Source organism: Chitinophaga silvisoli (genome assembly GCF_003412465.1).
In the GTDB taxonomy this organism is placed as follows: Bacteria; Bacteroidota; Bacteroidia; order Chitinophagales; family Chitinophagaceae; genus Chitinophaga; species Chitinophaga silvisoli.
Genome location: NZ_QTJV01000004.1, coordinates 476,214 through 493,587 on the forward strand (window position 1 = coordinate 476,214; position 17,374 = coordinate 493,587).

A 17,374-nucleotide genomic window follows, 5' to 3' on the forward strand; every position below is an offset into this window, starting at 1 on the left:
AACCACCGAAAAACGATCCTTCCCCATCATTATCCCCAAACCAATCACCTAAAACATCTCTTTCCCGCCACTAAACCCTCCAAACCACGGCACCAGCCGAATATTCACCTTCTTCCATGCTGCCGCAGGCCACTCTCAAACTCTCCATTCCCCAACCACCTCTCCCCTTATTAACATTTCTCCTGAATTTTGTGTACTTTCGGCCTTCGTGAATAGCCTTTGAATATGGAGAATTTTATCGTTTCTGCCCGTAAATACAGACCACAGAACTTTTCTACAGTAGTAGGACAATCCCACATTACCACCACACTCAAAAACGCCATCCGCAACAACCAACTTGCGCACGCATTTTTGTTCTGCGGTCCCCGCGGTGTGGGCAAAACCACCTGTGCCCGTATCCTGGCAAAAACCATCAACTGCGAAAATCTCCAGCCCGACGGTGAGGCCTGCAATCAATGTCACTCCTGCGTTTCCTTCAATGAAGGCTCCTCTTTCAACATCCACGAACTGGATGCTGCATCCAACAACTCAGTTGACGACATCCGTACCCTCGTTGAACAAGTACGCTTTGCTCCTCAAGCCGGTAAATATAAAATCTATATCATAGATGAGGTGCACATGCTCAGTTCCTCCGCCTTCAACGCATTCCTGAAGACACTGGAAGAACCCCCCTCCTATGCTATTTTCATCCTGGCTACCACCGAAAAACATAAAATCCTCCCCACCATCCTGAGCCGATGCCAGATCTTCGATTTCAAGCGCATCACCATCCAGGACACCGTGGATCACTTACAGGAAATCTGTCAGAAAGAACACATCCAGGCCGAAAGCGATGCCCTGCACCTCGTAGCGCAAAAGACCGATGGCTGTATGCGTGACTCCCTCAGTACCCTGGATAAAATCGTCTCCTTCACCGGCGGCAGACTTACCTACCAGAATACCCTGGAGCACCTCAACATTCTTGACTATGATTACTTCTTCAAAATCATGGATGGCGTACTGCAACAGGACGTAGCTTCCGCCCTTCTCATCTTCGACGAAATCCTGCAAAAAGGTTTTGAAGGCGACAACTTCCTCAATGGCTGGGCCGAATTCCTCCGCAACCTCCTGTTGTGCAAGGAAGACAAAGTTCTCCACCTCGTAGAAGTAAGCGGTAACCTCAAAGACCGCTACCGCCAGTTATCCGGCAAACTGAGTCCTTCTTACCTCATCACCGCCCTCCACCTCCTGAACGAAACAGAGATCAACTACCGCATGGCACGCAATAAACGTCTGCACGTAGAAATGGCCCTGATCAAACTCTGTTTCCTGCAACAGGCAGTTACCTTAGTCAGCGATGACCAAACCGGAGAGGTAGTAAAAAAAAAACTGGTAGCTGACGGTTCCGCCCCTCAAAAGCTCCGCGCTCCTATCGCTCAGGCCACACCTGCCAAAGCAGGTCAGCCAGCTACAAGTGCATCTATTGCAGCCAATGAACCTAAGCTCACTATAGAAAATAAAGTGCCTGTACAGCAAACCGCTACAAGCACACAGTATAATTCAAATACATCTGCTCAGCAGGCATCCGGACAATCTGCTTATTCTCAGACTACACCCGGACAAACTGCAAGCCCTCATACATCCGGACAAAATGGAACCCAATCTCCATCCGGACAAACCAGGTCTTCGACAACTTCCTCCGGACAACCGGGATCTTCCCAGTCATACACCTCCCAATCATCCTCATCCCAAACGGCTTCCAAACCTGCAGCCACCGTACCTAAGCTGACAGGCCTAGCCGCCATGAAACAGGCATTTGCTGCCCAGCAAACCGCCGAAACAAAGCAGGAAAGTATCCCCATGACACATGGCGCACTTTCCGTATACTGGGATGAGTTCATAGACCGCTTCCGCCAGGCTAACAAAATGACAGTCGTAAGTAACTTACAACTGGCCGTTATCTCCATGCTGGGTCCTGAAGAGATCGGAATTACAAGCAGAAATATTGTGCAATTCCGCTTCATGGAAGAAGAAAAATTGGCCATCTCTCAATTCTTCAAAGACAAGTTCCGGAACAACAGCCTCGTACTCACACTTCATCTCGATGAGTCTCAGCAAACAGCGGATATTGGCCCTGCGCCGCTATCCAGCCGCGAGAAATTTGCTAAGATGATAGAAAAATATCCGCTCGTGAAAGAGTTGAAAGACAAACTAAATTTAGAACTCGATTTTTAATACCGTTTAGAATCGGCAGAAGAACAAGAATACGACTTTCACAATTCGCAATTCTTTTGTAGGTTTGAGCAAAATTTGGAAAAATACTATGGCAGAAGTTATCAGAATGCCCCTTTTGAGTGACACGATGACAGAAGGGGTGATCGCGGAATGGCATAAAAAGGTAGGCGATACCGTAAAAGCAGACGATGTAATTGCTGAGGTGGAAACTGATAAGGCCACCATGGAAGTGATGGGATATGTAGAGGGTACGTTATTATATATAGGTGTAGAGAAGGGAAAGGCTGCTAAAGTAAATGAAGTTATAGCTATCGTTGGTAAACCGGGTGAAGACTTCCAGTCTTTACTGGGTGGTGCTGCTCCAGCTCCTGCTGCTGCACCGGCTCAACCTGAAGCTCAGGCACCAGCTCCGGCTGCTGCTCCTGCCCCAGCCGCTGATAATGCAGCTGTTGCAGAAGCACTGAAAAATGCAACTGTAATCCGTATGCCGCTCCTGAGCGATACGATGACAGAAGGTAAGATCGTAGCCTGGAATAAGAAAGTAGGTGACACCGTGAAAAGCGATGACGTACTGGCTGAAGTGGAAACCGATAAGGCTACCATGGAAGTAATTGGTTACGCTGAAGGTGAATTATTATATGTAGGCGTAAAAGAAGGTGATGCTGCCAAAGTAAATGGTATCATCGCTATCGTAGGTAAGAAAGGTACAAACGTAGACGCAATCCTGGCTTCCGAAGGTCAGGGTGGTGCTAAACCAGCTGCTGCTTCTGCTCCTGCCGCTCAAACTGCTGCTCCGGCAGCAAATGCAGCTCCTGCTGCAACTCCTGAAGCTACTGCTACTGACGCTAACGGTCGTGTGAAAGCATCTCCGCTGGCTAAGAAACTGGCACAGGAAAAAGGTATCGACATCAATAAAGTAACCGGTTCCGGCGATAACGGTAGAATCGTGAAGAAAGATGTGGACGGATTCGTTCCATCCGCTGCACCTGCTGCTACCGCTTCTGCACCTGCTGCCAGCGCTGCGAAATCAGCTCCTGCTTTTGCACCTGCAGGTCAGGAAAGTTACACCGATGTTCAGCTGACCCAGATGCGCAAAGTAATCGCTAAGCGCCTGAGCGAAAGCAAATTCTCTGCTCCTCACTTCTACCTCAAAGTAGATGTAAATATGGATAAGGCAATGGAAGCCCGTAAAGCAATTAACGAGGTTTCTCCTGTTAAGATCTCCTTCAATGATATGGTGATCAAGGCAGCTGCCCTGGCACTGCGCCAACATCCTGATGTAAACAGTAGCTGGATGGGTGATTTCATCCGCCAGAACCACCACATCCACATCGGTTCTGCAGTAGCTATCGAAGATGGTCTGATCGTTCCGGTAATCCGCTTCGCTGACCAGAAATCTCTGAGCCAGATCGCTGCTGATGCTAAAGGTCTGTACGACAAGGCGAAAAACAAGAAACTGCAACCACAGGACTTCACCGGCAATACCTTCACTATCTCTAACCTGGGTATGATGGGTATCGATGAATTCACTGCTATCATCAATCCTCCGGATTCTGCAATCCTGGCCGTTGGTGGTATCAAGGAAACAGTAGTATCTGAAAAAGGACAGTTCAAAGCTGTTAATATCATGAAACTGACCCTGAGCTGTGATCACCGTAGCGTAGACGGTTCCGTAGGTGCTAAGTTCCTGGCAACACTGAAAGGTTACCTGGAAAATCCAGTTACAATGCTGGTATAGTCCAATACGATATAATTATGAAGAGCGGCTTCCTGACAGGAAGCCGCTTTTTTTTATTATATTTATATCAAATGCAGTAACAATGGAACCTCTCCGGAATGCATTAAACTGGTTCGAAATCCCCGTACACGACTTCGACAGAGCCAGGAAGTTTTACAGCCATATTCTAGGCTATGAGCTTCCCGAACAAATCTCCGGACTCAAAAAAATGGCCTTCTTCCTCTTCGACCACACCAGTGGCGCTGGCGGAGCTATTGTCCATGGTATGGAATACCTGCCCAGCCAGCGCGGGGCTTTGATTTATCTGAATGCAGGTGAAGACCTTTCACCTATCCTGGACCGCGTAGAAGCAGCCGGAGGTAAGATTGAACTGGATAAACGCCCCATTGCTGATATTCCCATTCCCGGGTATTTTGCGATTATCTATGATACCGATGGCAACCGCATCGCTCTTCATTCCCGCACCTGAAACGAAGCTTTTGATGCTCACATGGCCTTTTAATATTATACCTACCTCGTACAGAACAATGCTTCATTTATACAAAAACTAAAAGACTCCCTTGCTCTCCCACCTTCCATCTCTCTCCTCTTTCATCTCACTCCTTTTCGCTTTTCTCTCTATCTACTTTCCCTCCTTCTTTCTTTCCTCCTGCTTCCTTTCCATCCTTCCAACTCTCCCGCCTTCCAACTCACTCCCGTTCCCTCCTTTCTCCCCTTTACCCCTTTTATCCCCTTTATCTCCTTCCCCCTTTCGCCTCTCTCCTTTCTCCTCTTCCCCCCTCCCCCTTTTCACAAACTTTTGAAAGTTCAAAAACATAATATACCTTTATACCTTCAATAAGGAAGCAATGAAATTAGCCGAAGCAAAAGCACAATTCATCCAAACATGGGGCTCCCTCGGAGCCCAATGGGGTATAAACCGAACCATGGCCCAAATCCACGCTTTGCTAATGATCATGCCTGAGCCCCTAAGTGCAGACGAAATCATGGCAGAGCTAAACATTTCCCGGGGCAACACCAACATGAACGTACGCGAACTCATCAACTGGGGCCTCGTAGACCGCGTCCTCGTGCCCGGCGAAAGAAAAGAATACTTCACCGCTGAAAAAGATATTTACAAAGTTGCCAAAGAAATTGCCCGCGAAAGAAAACGCAGGGAACTGGATCCCATCCTCAAAACCCTGGAACAACTCCAGGAAGTAGAAGGTGATCCGAAAGACAAACACCTGAAATCCTTCAAAGACTCCATTACAGAAATCAACAAATTCGCTCATCAAACAGACAAAACCCTGAACGCATTTGTAAAAGCAGATGCAAACTGGTTCTATTCCACCCTGATGAAGCTGTTCAAATAAAGTCATCCCGATGATAAATCTAAGGCGGCCCCCCGCCTTGTTTTTTTCCAAACAACCTTTCAAAAACTGAAAGTCCGGATACGACAATCCGACCTCAACGGCAGCTCCAATTGCAGTGCTCCCCACCGCACCTCTAACCGTCCATTCATTCGCACATCACAACCAATAAGCAGATAACCATCCTTCCCGCCAGGCTTCCTACCCTGCATGGCTTAACAGATCAGCACCTGTCTCATTGGCACAAAGCTAAACCCTGCTTAAAAGCTTGCCACCCACACAACCCAGGCTGGCCTTATATCTCCCCCCCCACTTGGAAACCTATGCCAACCACATCATCTCCCCTGCCAGGAAGGCGGTACCGCCCCTTCCATTCATGTTCTGGTGTAAAGTTTGTTACTATATAAGTATGAGCGACAAGAAAAAAACAGTGGTATTAGGTGCATCACCTAATCCTGACAGATATAGTTATCTGGCTGTAAACAGATTGACTGCCCATGGCCATCCTGTTGTTGCCATCGGCAAAAGAGCTGCCCAGATAGGAAGTATCCCCATCACTACCGACCACGGTACTCAGGAAGATGTGGATACAGTGACCCTGTATATGAACCCGGGCAACCAGAAAGAATATTATGATTACATCATGAACCTGCACCCTAAACGCATCATCTTCAACCCCGGCACCGAAAATGACGAACTGGCGAAGATGGCGGAGGACAAAGGGATTGATACAATGGAAGCCTGCACATTGGTACTCCTCAGTACCGGACAATATTGATTGCTTTTTTCAAAAAAGGGAGGGTTCGGCCAAAAGTCGAACCCTCCCTTTTGCATACATACCACACTCAACCTATTCAAATAAATTGTATATTCGGTTATCCTGATATCCCTCTCCGCAAGGCGCTGAATCACCGACTGGCTTTATAACTCAACACTGCCTTTTCACTCTAATCATATATATCATGAAATGGAGAAGATTCAACGGCGAACAAATCCAATTGCCAATTAAGGAAGAAGTCCGCCAGGCCATCATCCGCGAAACCGCCAAAGGCTTTCACCTCAAAGTATGCATCGGGACAGACTCCCAGGTCAAAGGCATCGACACAGAATTCGCTACCGTCATCGTATTTCTACGCGAAGGACATGGAGGTTTCATGTTCATTCACAACGAAAAAACACACGATGCCTACTCTATCAAAGAGCGTATGCTCATAGAAGTAGCCAAAAGCATCGAGATCGCTTACGAACTCTGTGACCTGTTTACCGAATACGATGTAGACATGGAAGTACATGCGGACATTAACACCAACCCCCAGTTTAAAAGCAACCTTGCTTTACGCGAAGCAATGGGTTATATACTGGGTATGGGCTTCGCCTTCAAAGCCAAGCCAGACGCGTTTGCCAGTAGCTGCTGTGCCGATAAGGTAGTGAACTGATAAACGGGTCTGCACATTTCTCACTTTGCTTTAGGATGTGTAACCACACATCCTGGGAAACTATCCCCCTTAAAAAACTGAAAAACTGCATCTGAAATAACCCCACCCTACCATTTTTCAAAAATTCTTCGTATCTTAAATTATACCTAACAACCTACAATTAATTAAAGGGATCAAAATGAGACCCATATCTGTCACTGTCACACTATTAGCGTTATTAGCAACCTTTGCCTGCAAAAAAGAGAACCTTGCAGACAACCCATCCAGCAAACTTCAAGGTAGCTGGCGACTGATACAAACCGTTTCCGGCAAGCATCTCAGCCTGGTAGATAGTAGTGCGCTTAACACTATTACTTTCAATGGGAATAATATGCTGACCTATCGCCACGATACCCTCATCAGCAGGGAATCTTTTCTCATGGCCTTCAAAGCAGATCGTCTTCCTTACCTCGTTTCTGACAAAGACCCGTGGAATCCAAGGATCTACAGCTGCACCTTCTGCAACTCTAACGATACGCTCTACCTGTCTGCCGTGCACATCGCCGATGGCACCAAAGCCACTTATGTTCGCGTAAAAAATAAAGGAGCACTGTAACAGCGCCCCTTTATCCATATATTATTAAACACAGTTTTCGCAAATTGCCTAAACTGTGTTTTTGCATTTCATATACCATCATCCCTCTATTGCAATAATCCCCTTATACCACCCTAATCACCCTCCAGTACTATCACCTACCATCACCCCTCTCCTATGCAATACCCCTCTTATACTATCACTCTTTATGCTATCGCCATCCTATGTAATCATCTCCTTTGCAATCAACCTCCTTTGCCATACCCACCTATACTATCACCCTCCAATACTCTCACCTTATATCATCACCCCTCCTATGCAATCGCCATCCTACGTAATCACTCTTTTGCAATCACTCATACCCTCACCCCTCCTATGCAATCGCCCTAAACTGCATATTCATCTCATCTATAAACTCCAAAATCTTATCCCTTCCCATCTTCTTCACCGTACTAGTCACAAAATTCGCCGGCAAAAACTCCCAATTCTCCCTCAACTTATTCAAAAACGCCTTCACATTCTTACTCGTCTCCGCCTGCGTACTTTTATCCGCCTTCGTAAACACCAGGTTAAATGGAATCTGCCACTCGCCCAACTGATTAACAAAATCAATATCCAGCTTCTGAGGCGTATGCCTGCTATCAATCAACACAAACACATTCACCAGGTTCGGACGCTTCCGCAAATAATTCTCAATCATCTTCTCCCAACTCCTCCGCTGAGACTGGCTCACCTTCGCAAACCCATACCCCGGCAAATCCACCAGGTACCAATCCTTATTCACCAAAAAGTGGTTGATCAGTTGCGTCTTTCCCGGCGTACCCGATGTCTTTGCCAACTTCTCATTATTAGCTAACATATTGATCAACGAGGACTTACCCACATTCGACCTACCAATAAACGCATACTCCGGCAAATTCGGAGTAGGACATTTTTCCCACTCTGGACTACTAATTAAATATTCCGCAGATTTTATAATCATAATATCTTTTTACAAAAAAATCAAAAATTGGCCCCGTACATGACTTTTAGCATTTTACTTATCAACAAGAACACCCTAACTTTGCGGGCTATGTCAGACAAGAAAGTAGTACCGTTTGCCGCGTCAAAATTAAGCAAGAAGGAACAAATAGCGACAATGTTCAATGATATTGCCCATCGCTATGACTTTTTAAACCACTTTATGTCCCTCGGGATCGATATCATGTGGCGAAAAAAAGCCCTCAAACTGCTGAAATCCCTCCAACCCAAAAAAATGCTGGACGTGGCCACCGGTACAGGCGACTTCGCCATCATGGCCAACAAGATGCTCAACCCTGACACCATCACCGGTATCGACATCTCTGAAGGCATGCTTTCCTTTGGCCGGGAAAAAATTAATAACCTGGGCCTCTCTGACAAAATTACCCTGCAGCTGGGAGATAGCGAAACAATAAGTTTTCCTGATAATACGTTTGATGCAATAACGGTAGCATACGGTGTTCGCAACTTCGAGAATCTGGAAAAAGGACTGGCTGAAATGTTGCGTGTATTGAAGCCGGGCGGAAAATTGGTAATATTAGAATTCTCTAATCCAACAGTTTTTCCTATTAAACAATTATATAATTTGTATTTTCGCTATATTACACCCCTGATCGGAAAATGGATTGCAAAGAGTCAGGCAGCATACAGCTACCTTCCCGAATCTGTGAAAGCGTTCCCCCAAGGTCAGGAAATGTGTAATATTTTAACTAATACCGGCTTTCAAGCAGTGACATGCAAAAAACTCACATTCGGCATCAGCTCTATTTATTGCGCTTCCCGCTAGTACTGATACTGGCTATCCTATGGAATACAAGGAGCGCTCAGGCGCAAACCGTACTGAATATGGAAGAACATGATGCCAAGCCCTATTACTTTGGTATCACGCTCGCGGCCAACAACTCTTATTTCAAACTCCTGCACGATGCGGTTTTCCTGCATCAGGACTCTATCATGGTAGTAGAGCCCCTCAAGACCTTTGGATTTAACCTCGGTCTCCTGGGCAACGTACGCCTGAGCGAATATTTCGACCTTCGCCTTAATCCGCAATTGTCATTCGCCTCGAAAAACTTATACTATCGGGAAAACTTCCCCACCCGGGAAACCACTAAAAATATCGAATCCATCCTCCTGCAATTCCCCTTACAGATCAAATTCAAGTCAGATCGTATCGATAATATGCGGGTATACGTAATCGCCGGTCTGAAATATGACTATGACCTGGCCTCCAATGCCCGCGCACGCCGCGCAGAAGATCTCGTGAAGATCAAAGCAGGTGACTATGGCTATGAAGCAGGTGCTGGTTTTGAGTTTTACTTCCCCAGCTTTATCTTCTCCCCTGAATTTAAGATCAGCAATGGTCTCTCCAATATGCAGGTGAAAGATAAGAACCTCCGTTACTCCAATGTGATACAGTCACTGAAGTCTCGTATGATCGTGTTCTCCATCCACCTGGAAGGTTAATCAGTCAATTACTTTGTTGCTTTAATAATTGTTCTCTATTAGGAGAATCAGTTAACTATTCCCTCAACGAAAAAGGTCCCCCATCACCCATTTCCCTTTCCATCTCTTCCCCCTTTCACCTCTTCATCCCATCTTCTACTCATCCCATCTTCTACTCATCCGTCATCAGCTCATCCCTTCTCCACTTCCCTTCCCCTCTTCCCTTCTCCTTCATCCCACCTTTCCCCTTCTACTCTTCCCCTTCCCACCTTTGCCCTTCTCCTCCTCTCCCCCTTAAAGTTTGACAAACCTTTCTTTCCCCTATCTTTGCGCCATGCAGACATATATCATCCGCAATATATCCGTAGTCAATGAAGGCAGTACCACTGTCCAGGACGTCCTTATCAGAAATGGCCGTATAGAAAAAATCGCTCCGCACATCACCATCAGCGGACAATACACCGAAATCAACGGCGAAGGCAAACACCTCCTACCCGGTGTCATCGATGACCAGGTCCACTTCCGCGAACCCGGCCTTACCCACAAAGCCACTATCTACACGGAATCCCGTGCAGCCGTAGCCGGCGGTACCACCAGCTTCATGGAAATGCCAAACACCGTTCCCGCCGCCCTTACACAAGAGCTGCTGGAAGACAAATATAAAATCGGTGCACAACACTCCCTGGCCAACTACTCCTTCTTCATGGGCGTATCCAACGACAATGCTGATGAAGTACTAAAAACAAACGAAAAGAAAGACCGCATCTGCGGTGTAAAAATATTCATGGGCTCATCTACCGGCAATATGCTGGTGGATAACTACATCACCCTCGAACGCATCTTTGGTGGCAGCGAAGTCCTCATCGCTACCCACTGCGAAGATGAAAAAATCATCAAAAACAACCTCGAGAAATACAAACAGGAAGTGGGCCCGGAAAACCTGACTGCCGCCTACCATCCCCTGATTCGTAATGAAGAAGGTTGCTTCGAATCATCCCTGGTAGCCATCCAGTTTGCCAAGAAACACAATTCCCGCCTGCACATCCTGCACATCTCTACCGAGAAGGAATTACAACTCTTCAGCAATATGCTGCCACTCGCAGAAAAACGTATTACCGCTGAGGTTTGTGTACATCACCTCTACTTCACAGCAGATGATTACGCACGCTATGGCAATCTCATTAAGTGTAATCCCGCCATCAAAGCGGCTCACAATAAACATGGTCTCTGGCAGGGCCTGCTGGACGATCGTCTGGACATCATTGCCACCGACCACGCACCGCACACCTGGGAAGAAAAACAACAACCCTATTTACAGGCACCATCCGGCGTTCCATTGGTGCAGCACAGCCTGCTCATGATGCTGGAACACGTATCCAAAGGCAATATCACGCTGGAAAAAGTAGTGGAGAAAATGGCACATGCGCCTGCCATCTGCTTCCAGATCAAAGAAAGAGGCTTCCTGCGCGAAGGCTACTTTGCTGACTGCGTCATTGTAGACCTGCAACAGGCCACCATGGTAGATAAGAGCAATCTGCACTACAAGTGCGGATGGTCCCCACTGGAAGAGCATACATTCCCGGCAGCCGTAACACATACATTTGTAAGCGGCCACCTGGCTTATGAGAATGGTGTGTTCAATGAAAGTGAAAAAGGACAACGCCTGCTGTTCAACAGATAAACGATAAATACTAAAAATGGCCCGGATCTTTGCGACCAAAGGAAGCAAAGGTTCGGGCCATTTTTTTCCCCTCCCCTTATGGAATTCTTCACATTGCTCATCTGTAAATAAAGCGGCATATTTCCGTATATTCACCTAAAAGCCTGTGCAATGGAATTAGATAATACGACCTATTACGACCTATCAATATTCAACAGGGAAGAAGAATTCTCCCTGTTTCATAAACTGGATTTCACCACGACAACAGGCGGCAGACATTATCTCAGGCAGATGTATGCAAATCCGCTGAAAGATATAGTTGCCATAGAGCACAGACAAAAATCCTTAAACTACCTGATTCAGCAGGAAGACCGCTGGCCTACAGATATTACCAATGGTACCATTGTCGTGATGGAAAACTATCTCGAAGCCCAGATAGAACCCATCGGCAACCCGGAAGGATTATCTCTGGTAGTAAGTTCAGTCGTAACAAAACTGATGTACAATCCCGATTACGGATTCATCAAATTTTCCTTCACACAGTTGCTCAATTTGCTCAAAGGTTTCCGCTCATTAGTAGATACCTATAATGCTGATAATACACCCCGCGATCTGAAAAATTTACTGGACAGAGCGCATCATCTCTTATATCAGAAAGAATTCAACGACATCATCACAGCCGATGCAGCAGGACCCGTATCCTTCATGCAGATCCTGCGTCATGATCACTACATCCGTAAGAAGCATCGTAAAACCATCCAGGAATTATTAGACCTGTATAGCAGACTCGATGCAATGTATGCCATGTCAAAAGCAGTGCGTCATTTCAATTTTAAATTCCCGACATTTGAAGATACCCCACATCCCTATGTAGAGATCAAAGATCTGTATCATCCCATCTTAGCAAAACCGGTATCTTACAATGTATCCATCACACCTCAGTCACACTTCATGTTTCTGACAGGTGCAAACATGGCAGGAAAAACTACATTCATCAAAGCAGTAGGTGTAGCAGTATTCCTGGCGCATATAGGCATGGGCGTGCCTGCTACCGAAATGAAATGTAGTTTCTTCAATGGGATCTTTAGTAATATCCAGGTACAGGATAATATCTTCAAAGGAGAATCATTCTTCTTCAATGAAGTGCAGCGTATAAAAAATACAATCATCAAAATTAATGATGGGAGAAAATGGTTAGTACTGATTGATGAAATGTTCAAAGGAACCAATGTGGAAGATGCAAAGAATTGCTCCTTGGCAGTGATCAATGGGTTGTTGAAAAGTACGAACTGTTTATTCATCTTATCCACACACCTGTATGAAATAGCAGAAGAGCTGAAAGGTGCGTCAAATATACGGTTCAAGTACTTTGAATCAGAAGTGACAGATGATAACCTACATTTTACTTATCAGTTGAAAGATGGTATTGCGAAAGAGAAAATTGGTTACCTGATATTGAAACGGGAGAAGGTGTTGGATTTGTTGAACGAGATAAAATAAGCGGCTAATTCATTTGTAAAAAATCTCATCTGCTCATGGTAGATGAGATTTTTTCGTTATATTCAGTAACAAACTTTTTCATCCATGATTGTTAAAACCTATGGCAGTGCGCTGCAAAGCGTCAGTGCCATTTCCATTGTCATAGAAGTGAATGTGTCGCCAAAAGGCACCCGTTTTTCAATCGTAGGTTTACCTGGCAGCTCAGTCAAAGAAAGTGAAGACCGCATAGAATCCGCCATTCACAACATCGGCTATTTCTTCCCCCGCTTCAGAACTATCGTAAACATGGCCCCTGCGAATATCCGCAAGGAAGGCGCTGCTTACGATCTACCAATAGCAATTGGCTTATTAGCTGCCTCCGAACAAATAAGCCCCGATTATTTAAGTCACTATACCCTCATGGGAGAGCTCTCTTTAGACGGTACTTTACTTCCAGTAAAAGGGGCACTCCCCATGACCGTACAAGCAAAAAAAGACGGCTTCAAAGGAATCATCCTCCCTATACAAAACGCGAAAGAAGCCGCCATGGTAGAAGGAATCAAAGTATACGGTGCACTCGATTTAAAAGAAGTCATCGATTTCTACGACAACCCCAAAACTTTATCACCCACCAACTCCGATGTCGCCAACATCTTCTCCCAACAGACACACAACGACCTTGACTTCAATGAAGTAAAAGGCCAATACATGGTCAAACGCGGCCTTGAAATCGCAGCAGCCGGCGGTCATAATATTATCCTCATCGGCCCTCCTGGAGCCGGCAAAACAATGCTCGCAAAACGCTTCCCTACCATCCTCCCTCCCATGACCCTTCCTGAAGTTTTAGAAACTACTAAAATTTACTCCGTCGCCGGTAAACTTGATTGTGATTTAATCACAAAACGCCCCTTCCGATCCCCACATCACACCATCAGTGATACCGCCTTAGTAGGTGGCGGCATCAATCCTCAACCCGGCGAAATCTCACTTGCCCACAACGGTGTCTTATTCCTCGATGAATTACCCGAATTTCAACGCGCCGTCTTAGAAGTCATGCGCCAACCCATCGAAGAAAGAAAAGTCACCATTTCCAGGGCCAATTACACCGCCGACTTCCCCGCTGCCTTCATGCTCATCGCCTCCATGAACCCCTGACATTGTGTTGCCTTTTTCCACTATCATCAAAAAAAGTGTGCTTGGGCAAGTAAGCCAATTTCAAATGAATATCATCTTCTCCCACAACAATTTCATCTGTTATCGTTTCAACAATACTCCTCTTTTCATGCAATTCAAGATCGGCCCATCTACTGTAAAGGTCTTTGGCATCTGTGAGAATTGTATCCGAAGAAGCTAGGTGAATGGTTAAGACATCTATTTCGCCTTGAAGTTCAGCTAATTGATGTTGCAATTCCTCCAAGCGATTTTTCTCAGGCTGATAGTAATACGCAAAATCTTCCTGGCTGATCTCTTTCTTCATTCTCATCTGTAATAGCTCATGCGTTTTGTTCCTCAATTCACCTATTTCCATTTCGGTCACCTCAACCAAACTCGTCTTTTCTTCTATCAATGCTTTTGTCTCCTGCCTGTAGGTGTCTATTTCTAAATTTGTAAATAAGAAATTTTTCAGCTGCTCTTCATAAATAAAGTCGATGTCCTTTACGCTTATCTTATTTCCGCAATTTTTACAATGGAAAGTATCTACCCCATGATAGACATACATTTTATTATCACACTTACACTTAAGAATCCCAGCTAATAAAAAATTACTTTGTCTGCCTGACTTATTTCTCTTTTTATATTGTTGGTCAAGAATACTGTTACACTGATTCCATAGATCCTCAGAAATAAGACTTGGACACTCTATCAGCACCCATTCATCACTGGGCTTCAAGTCCCAATGCTTTTTGTTTCCCCTGCTTTTTGTATAATTGGCACGACGGACACCTTTAGCCATAGGGTCCCTCAATAACCTATCTATAGTAGTGTCAGAGAACATCTCCCCTTTCCTTGTACGATAGCCTAAATCATTTAACTCTTTAGCTGTAGTTTTTTTTCGTTTAGTTCTTAAAAAAATCTCATACATTAATTTTCTGACAGGGGCCTCATTTTCATCAATTTCGAGTTGCTTTTTAAGCGGATCATCTCCCCATGTATAACCATATGGAGCGGCCCCGCCCAATGGTTTACCTAACTTTGCACGTATGGGGACAGATGCAGCAACACGGCTGGCTATTTCTTCCCTCTCCCATTGGGCCATCGCTGCTATAATTGTATAGAAAAGTCTCCCAGCGGGGGTGCTGGTATCGATGGATTCTTGTAAAGAAACAAGATCTGCCTTATGGTCTTGAAAATAGTCTGCAAATGTCAACAACTCTTTGGTATTACGCGCCAAACGTGCCAACTTCGAAAAAACTAACGCTTTTATTCTACCCTCCCTCACATCCTTAAGCATCCGCTGTGCCTCAGGTTGGTCCATGACAGATTTCCCTGAAATGGCCTCTAAATGATACACCGTAACTACATCCCAACCCTTCAGTTTACAATACATACGGGCGCGTTCCTCGTGATGTTCAGGAGAGTCGCCTTTTGCTTGGTCCTCTGTGCTCACACGTATCCATATACCTATTGACTTATTTTCCTCCATTTGGCAAAGACTTTAAATCAAATAATGTCTGTTATTAAATTTTTCATAAAGTATCTATCTACAACGCCGTTAAGCTAATTTTTTAAAGCTATGTTGGTTAAACCTTTCTCATTTAAACTAAAAACTGATAACATTTCACCATACCATTGCTTAGACGATCCCCTTTTGCTCACCAATATCAATCTGGTTTTATGAGTTTGAAACGTTTGAACGATTGCTTTAATCTCTTCTGGATTACGTGAAAGCCTTGAAAAACTTAAGACAACAAGGCCGATGATAACCGCCTCTCTAATGTCATTAAGCATTCTTAGCATTTCTTCATGTTCCCCAACTGGCATACCTTGTTGTATCCATTAATCTATATACTCTTGTTAGCTCCCATCCCTTTTTCTTACACCATTCCTGCGCTTGATTTTCATACGACAAAATACAATCCCCAGTTGATAGAGATTCATTTGCAAACCTGATCCAGGCACCTACCGCCTTTTTGTTTTCCATTTGGCCATATTCAATTTCTATGATCAATATTTTAGACTAATTTTCATTATTCTGCATATAAATAGAGGATAAGTTGGTTTTACCAAAAAACTCTTTCCAAGCTGGGTTCACAGTTATTTTAATAGGGGCAACTTTCATAGTGGCCTCATTTAGGCTCATTACCTGCATTCCAAAATTTTTCAAGATAATTCCGATAGAATAAACAATATCTGGATATGGCTTAGTATCATTTTCCAGTATAATAAGCCTGCTTATTTTCCCTTCCATTACATCATTTAGTATTCTTCTATATTCCGGATAATTCATATCATCTGTCACAGGTACATCGCCTAAACGATAAATGTCTGCAACATCCCAGCCATTTTGCATACAGAACCTTCTTGCATTCTCTTCAAAATGAATCTCTATATTTGCATTTGCGGGATCAGTATCACAAAGTTTCCATATACCAACGTTGTTAATCTCCTGCATAAAGAATTAGGTTTAAATTGTTAGTGTTAGTCATTAGATCGGTTAGCCTATTTTATATTACTTTAATTGAGCCTTTGATAAGATGCGAATAATAGCATTACTTTTCACCTGCGCGTCCTCGTTCGATATTCTTGTATATTCAACAATTACTTTTCTTCCCTTAAAAACATTCTCTGTTCGCAAATTTTCGAATCCAATATTGTTTAAATAATCAGGTAAACCGTCAAGTGATACAATAGAAATATTTATAGTATTTACTGGTAAGTAACTATAAATTTCATCAGTTGAAACTTTACCAGGTGTACAGATCAGCATCCGATTAAAACCAGAATGCACACATAAATTGATAGTAGAAGGTTCACATGACAATCTGCCACAATTGAACATAAAGCACGCGACAGTTGCATTTTCTCTTTTTAGAGCAATGTCAACTATTGCCTTCCCAGCTAATGAGACAGCAAACTCAACGGTAAATTCTAATCTTTGGGCTATTCTTACAATCTGTCGTTTTAATCGCTCCCGCTCTCGAAATTCAGCACTTTTGATAATAAGTGCGGCTTCTTTGGAATCAGATAATATTGGGGAATTCTTCTTTGTATAATCTTTTGACTTGCGTTCTTCATAATCAGGCTGGCTATTCTCACTCGATTGTGATAGTTTTTGAGCGACTAGTGCCGCTATCCTGTCAACCATTCCTCTTTCATCCTCACCAGGAATTAAATCCTTTTCCAACATAACACGACCTTTGCCGTGTTGCTCCCCTATATCATCAAATATACAAAATTTGAAAGCCGATTCCAAGTTTTACCTTATACAATATGTTACACATATAGGCCATAAATAAC

At 44.4% G+C, this 17,374-nt stretch carries 18 protein-coding genes; 12 read left to right on the top strand and 6 right to left on the bottom strand.

Annotated elements, in window-relative coordinates:
* Positions 1-225 precede the first annotated feature (225 nt).
* From DXN04_RS13985 to DXN04_RS13995, 3 genes are all read left to right on the top strand, one after another.
* Entirely contained in the window at positions 226-2,214 is a 1,989-nt protein-coding gene (locus DXN04_RS13985; RefSeq protein ID WP_116853974.1) for a DNA polymerase III subunit gamma/tau, read from the top strand.
* Between the two features lie 88 nt (positions 2,215-2,302).
* Positions 2,303-3,952, top strand: coding sequence for a pyruvate dehydrogenase complex dihydrolipoamide acetyltransferase (locus DXN04_RS13990; RefSeq protein ID WP_116853975.1), 1,650 nt, complete (start codon positions 2,303-2,305; stop codon positions 3,950-3,952).
* Between the two features lie 82 nt (positions 3,953-4,034).
* On the top strand, positions 4,035-4,421 hold the full coding sequence (locus DXN04_RS13995) for a VOC family protein (protein ID WP_116853976.1): 387 nt from the start codon (positions 4,035-4,037) through the stop codon (positions 4,419-4,421).
* A 153-nt stretch (positions 4,422-4,574) separates the two neighbouring features.
* On the opposite strand, the gene DXN04_RS14000 is transcribed toward DXN04_RS13995, so the two are convergent.
* Positions 4,575-4,769, bottom strand: a complete 195-nt coding sequence (locus DXN04_RS14000; RefSeq protein ID WP_116853977.1) for a hypothetical protein — start codon at positions 4,767-4,769, stop codon at positions 4,575-4,577.
* Positions 4,770-4,800: 31 nt separating this feature from the next.
* Here DXN04_RS14000 and DXN04_RS14005 point away from each other — a divergent pair, with 31 nt between their 5' ends.
* The 4 genes from DXN04_RS14005 to DXN04_RS34540 all read left to right on the top strand — a co-directional run bounded on the left by DXN04_RS14005 (position 4,801) and on the right by DXN04_RS34540 (position 7,335).
* Positions 4,801-5,307, top strand: a complete 507-nt coding sequence (locus DXN04_RS14005; RefSeq protein ID WP_116853978.1) for a GbsR/MarR family transcriptional regulator — start codon at positions 4,801-4,803, stop codon at positions 5,305-5,307.
* Positions 5,308-5,713: 406 nt separating this feature from the next.
* On the top strand, positions 5,714-6,082 hold the full coding sequence (locus DXN04_RS14010; RefSeq protein ID WP_116853979.1) for a CoA-binding protein: 369 nt from the start codon (positions 5,714-5,716) through the stop codon (positions 6,080-6,082).
* A gap of 184 nt (positions 6,083-6,266) precedes the next feature.
* Positions 6,267-6,740, top strand: coding sequence for a ribonuclease H-like YkuK family protein (locus DXN04_RS14015; protein WP_116853980.1), 474 nt, complete (start codon positions 6,267-6,269; stop codon positions 6,738-6,740).
* 178 nt (positions 6,741-6,918) lie between these two features.
* Positions 6,919-7,335, top strand: a complete 417-nt coding sequence (locus DXN04_RS34540) for a hypothetical protein (RefSeq protein ID WP_147319921.1) — start codon at positions 6,919-6,921, stop codon at positions 7,333-7,335.
* Positions 7,336-7,687: 352 nt separating this feature from the next.
* Here the strand turns inward: DXN04_RS34540 and yihA are convergent, their stop codons facing one another.
* Complete coding sequence (gene yihA / locus DXN04_RS14025; RefSeq protein WP_199415040.1) at positions 7,688-8,296, bottom strand: ribosome biogenesis GTP-binding protein YihA/YsxC; 609 nt, start codon at positions 8,294-8,296, stop codon at positions 7,688-7,690.
* Between the two features lie 39 nt (positions 8,297-8,335).
* Here yihA and ubiE point away from each other — a divergent pair, with 39 nt between their 5' ends.
* From ubiE to DXN04_RS14050, 5 genes are all read left to right on the top strand, one after another.
* Entirely contained in the window at positions 8,336-9,121 is a 786-nt protein-coding gene (gene ubiE, locus DXN04_RS14030) for a bifunctional demethylmenaquinone methyltransferase/2-methoxy-6-polyprenyl-1,4-benzoquinol methylase UbiE (RefSeq protein WP_233525594.1), read from the top strand.
* Positions 9,070-9,798 carry a type IX secretion/gliding motility protein PorT/SprT gene (gene porT, locus DXN04_RS14035; RefSeq protein WP_116853983.1) on the top strand — a complete coding sequence of 243 codons (729 nt, stop codon included), beginning with the start codon at positions 9,070-9,072 and terminating at the stop codon, positions 9,796-9,798. Before ubiE ends, porT begins: the two co-directional genes overlap by 52 nt.
* A 313-nt stretch (positions 9,799-10,111) precedes the next feature.
* Complete coding sequence (locus DXN04_RS14040) at positions 10,112-11,458, top strand: dihydroorotase (RefSeq protein WP_116853984.1); 1,347 nt, start codon at positions 10,112-10,114, stop codon at positions 11,456-11,458.
* 150 nt (positions 11,459-11,608) lie between these two features.
* Positions 11,609-12,937 carry a MutS-related protein gene (locus tag DXN04_RS14045; protein ID WP_116853985.1) on the top strand — a complete coding sequence of 443 codons (1,329 nt, stop codon included), beginning with the start codon at positions 11,609-11,611 and terminating at the stop codon, positions 12,935-12,937.
* An 84-nt stretch (positions 12,938-13,021) separates the two neighbouring features.
* Positions 13,022-14,071 (top strand): YifB family Mg chelatase-like AAA ATPase, encoded by a 1,050-nt coding sequence (locus DXN04_RS14050; RefSeq protein WP_116853986.1) that lies wholly within the window; start codon positions 13,022-13,024, stop codon positions 14,069-14,071.
* On the opposite strand, the gene DXN04_RS14055 is transcribed toward DXN04_RS14050, so the two are convergent.
* The 4 genes from DXN04_RS14055 to DXN04_RS14075 form a co-directional block, all read right to left on the bottom strand.
* A complete protein-coding gene (locus tag DXN04_RS14055) occupies positions 14,049-15,560 on the bottom strand; it encodes a recombinase family protein (protein ID WP_116853987.1) in 1,512 nt (503 codons plus the stop codon). The genes DXN04_RS14050 and DXN04_RS14055 overlap by 23 nt on opposite strands.
* A gap of 74 nt (positions 15,561-15,634) precedes the next feature.
* Entirely contained in the window at positions 15,635-15,898 is a 264-nt protein-coding gene (locus DXN04_RS14060) for a recombinase family protein (RefSeq protein ID WP_116853988.1), read from the bottom strand.
* A 196-nt stretch (positions 15,899-16,094) separates the two neighbouring features.
* Complete coding sequence (locus DXN04_RS14070) at positions 16,095-16,529, bottom strand: recombinase family protein (RefSeq protein WP_116853990.1); 435 nt, start codon at positions 16,527-16,529, stop codon at positions 16,095-16,097.
* 57 nt (positions 16,530-16,586) lie between these two features.
* A complete protein-coding gene (locus tag DXN04_RS14075; protein WP_116853991.1) occupies positions 16,587-17,330 on the bottom strand; it encodes a hypothetical protein in 744 nt (247 codons plus the stop codon).
* Between the last annotated feature and the right edge of the window lie 44 nt (positions 17,331-17,374).

Excerpts from the sequence above, each read along its gene's own strand:
- DXN04_RS14015 (WP_116853980.1), top strand. The coding sequence starts at position 6,267 with ATGAAATGGAGAAGATTCAACGGCGAACAAATCCAATTGCCAATTAAG.
- DXN04_RS14045 (WP_116853985.1), top strand. The coding sequence starts at position 11,609 with ATGGAATTAGATAATACGACCTATTACGACCTATCAATATTCAACAGG.
- yihA (WP_199415040.1), bottom strand. The coding sequence starts at position 8,296 with ATGATTATAAAATCTGCGGAATATTTAATTAGTAGTCCAGAGTGGGAA.
- porT (WP_116853983.1), top strand. The coding sequence starts at position 9,070 with ATGCAAAAAACTCACATTCGGCATCAGCTCTATTTATTGCGCTTCCCG.
- DXN04_RS13990 (WP_116853975.1), top strand. The coding sequence starts at position 2,303 with ATGGCAGAAGTTATCAGAATGCCCCTTTTGAGTGACACGATGACAGAA.
- DXN04_RS14040 (WP_116853984.1), top strand. The coding sequence starts at position 10,112 with ATGCAGACATATATCATCCGCAATATATCCGTAGTCAATGAAGGCAGT.
- DXN04_RS14060 (WP_116853988.1), bottom strand. The coding sequence starts at position 15,898 with ATGCCAGTTGGGGAACATGAAGAAATGCTAAGAATGCTTAATGACATT.
- DXN04_RS14005 (WP_116853978.1), top strand. The coding sequence starts at position 4,801 with ATGAAATTAGCCGAAGCAAAAGCACAATTCATCCAAACATGGGGCTCC.
- DXN04_RS14055 (WP_116853987.1), bottom strand. The coding sequence starts at position 15,560 with ATGGAGGAAAATAAGTCAATAGGTATATGGATACGTGTGAGCACAGAG.
- ubiE (WP_233525594.1), top strand. The coding sequence starts at position 8,336 with ATGACTTTTAGCATTTTACTTATCAACAAGAACACCCTAACTTTGCGG.
- DXN04_RS34540 (WP_147319921.1), top strand. The coding sequence starts at position 6,919 with ATGAGACCCATATCTGTCACTGTCACACTATTAGCGTTATTAGCAACC.
- DXN04_RS13995 (WP_116853976.1), top strand. The coding sequence starts at position 4,035 with ATGGAACCTCTCCGGAATGCATTAAACTGGTTCGAAATCCCCGTACAC.
- DXN04_RS14070 (WP_116853990.1), bottom strand. The coding sequence starts at position 16,529 with ATGCAGGAGATTAACAACGTTGGTATATGGAAACTTTGTGATACTGAT.
- DXN04_RS14000 (WP_116853977.1), bottom strand. The coding sequence starts at position 4,769 with ATGTTTTTGAACTTTCAAAAGTTTGTGAAAAGGGGGAGGGGGGAAGAG.
- DXN04_RS14010 (WP_116853979.1), top strand. The coding sequence starts at position 5,714 with ATGAGCGACAAGAAAAAAACAGTGGTATTAGGTGCATCACCTAATCCT.
- DXN04_RS13985 (WP_116853974.1), top strand. The coding sequence starts at position 226 with ATGGAGAATTTTATCGTTTCTGCCCGTAAATACAGACCACAGAACTTT.
- DXN04_RS14050 (WP_116853986.1), top strand. The coding sequence starts at position 13,022 with ATGATTGTTAAAACCTATGGCAGTGCGCTGCAAAGCGTCAGTGCCATT.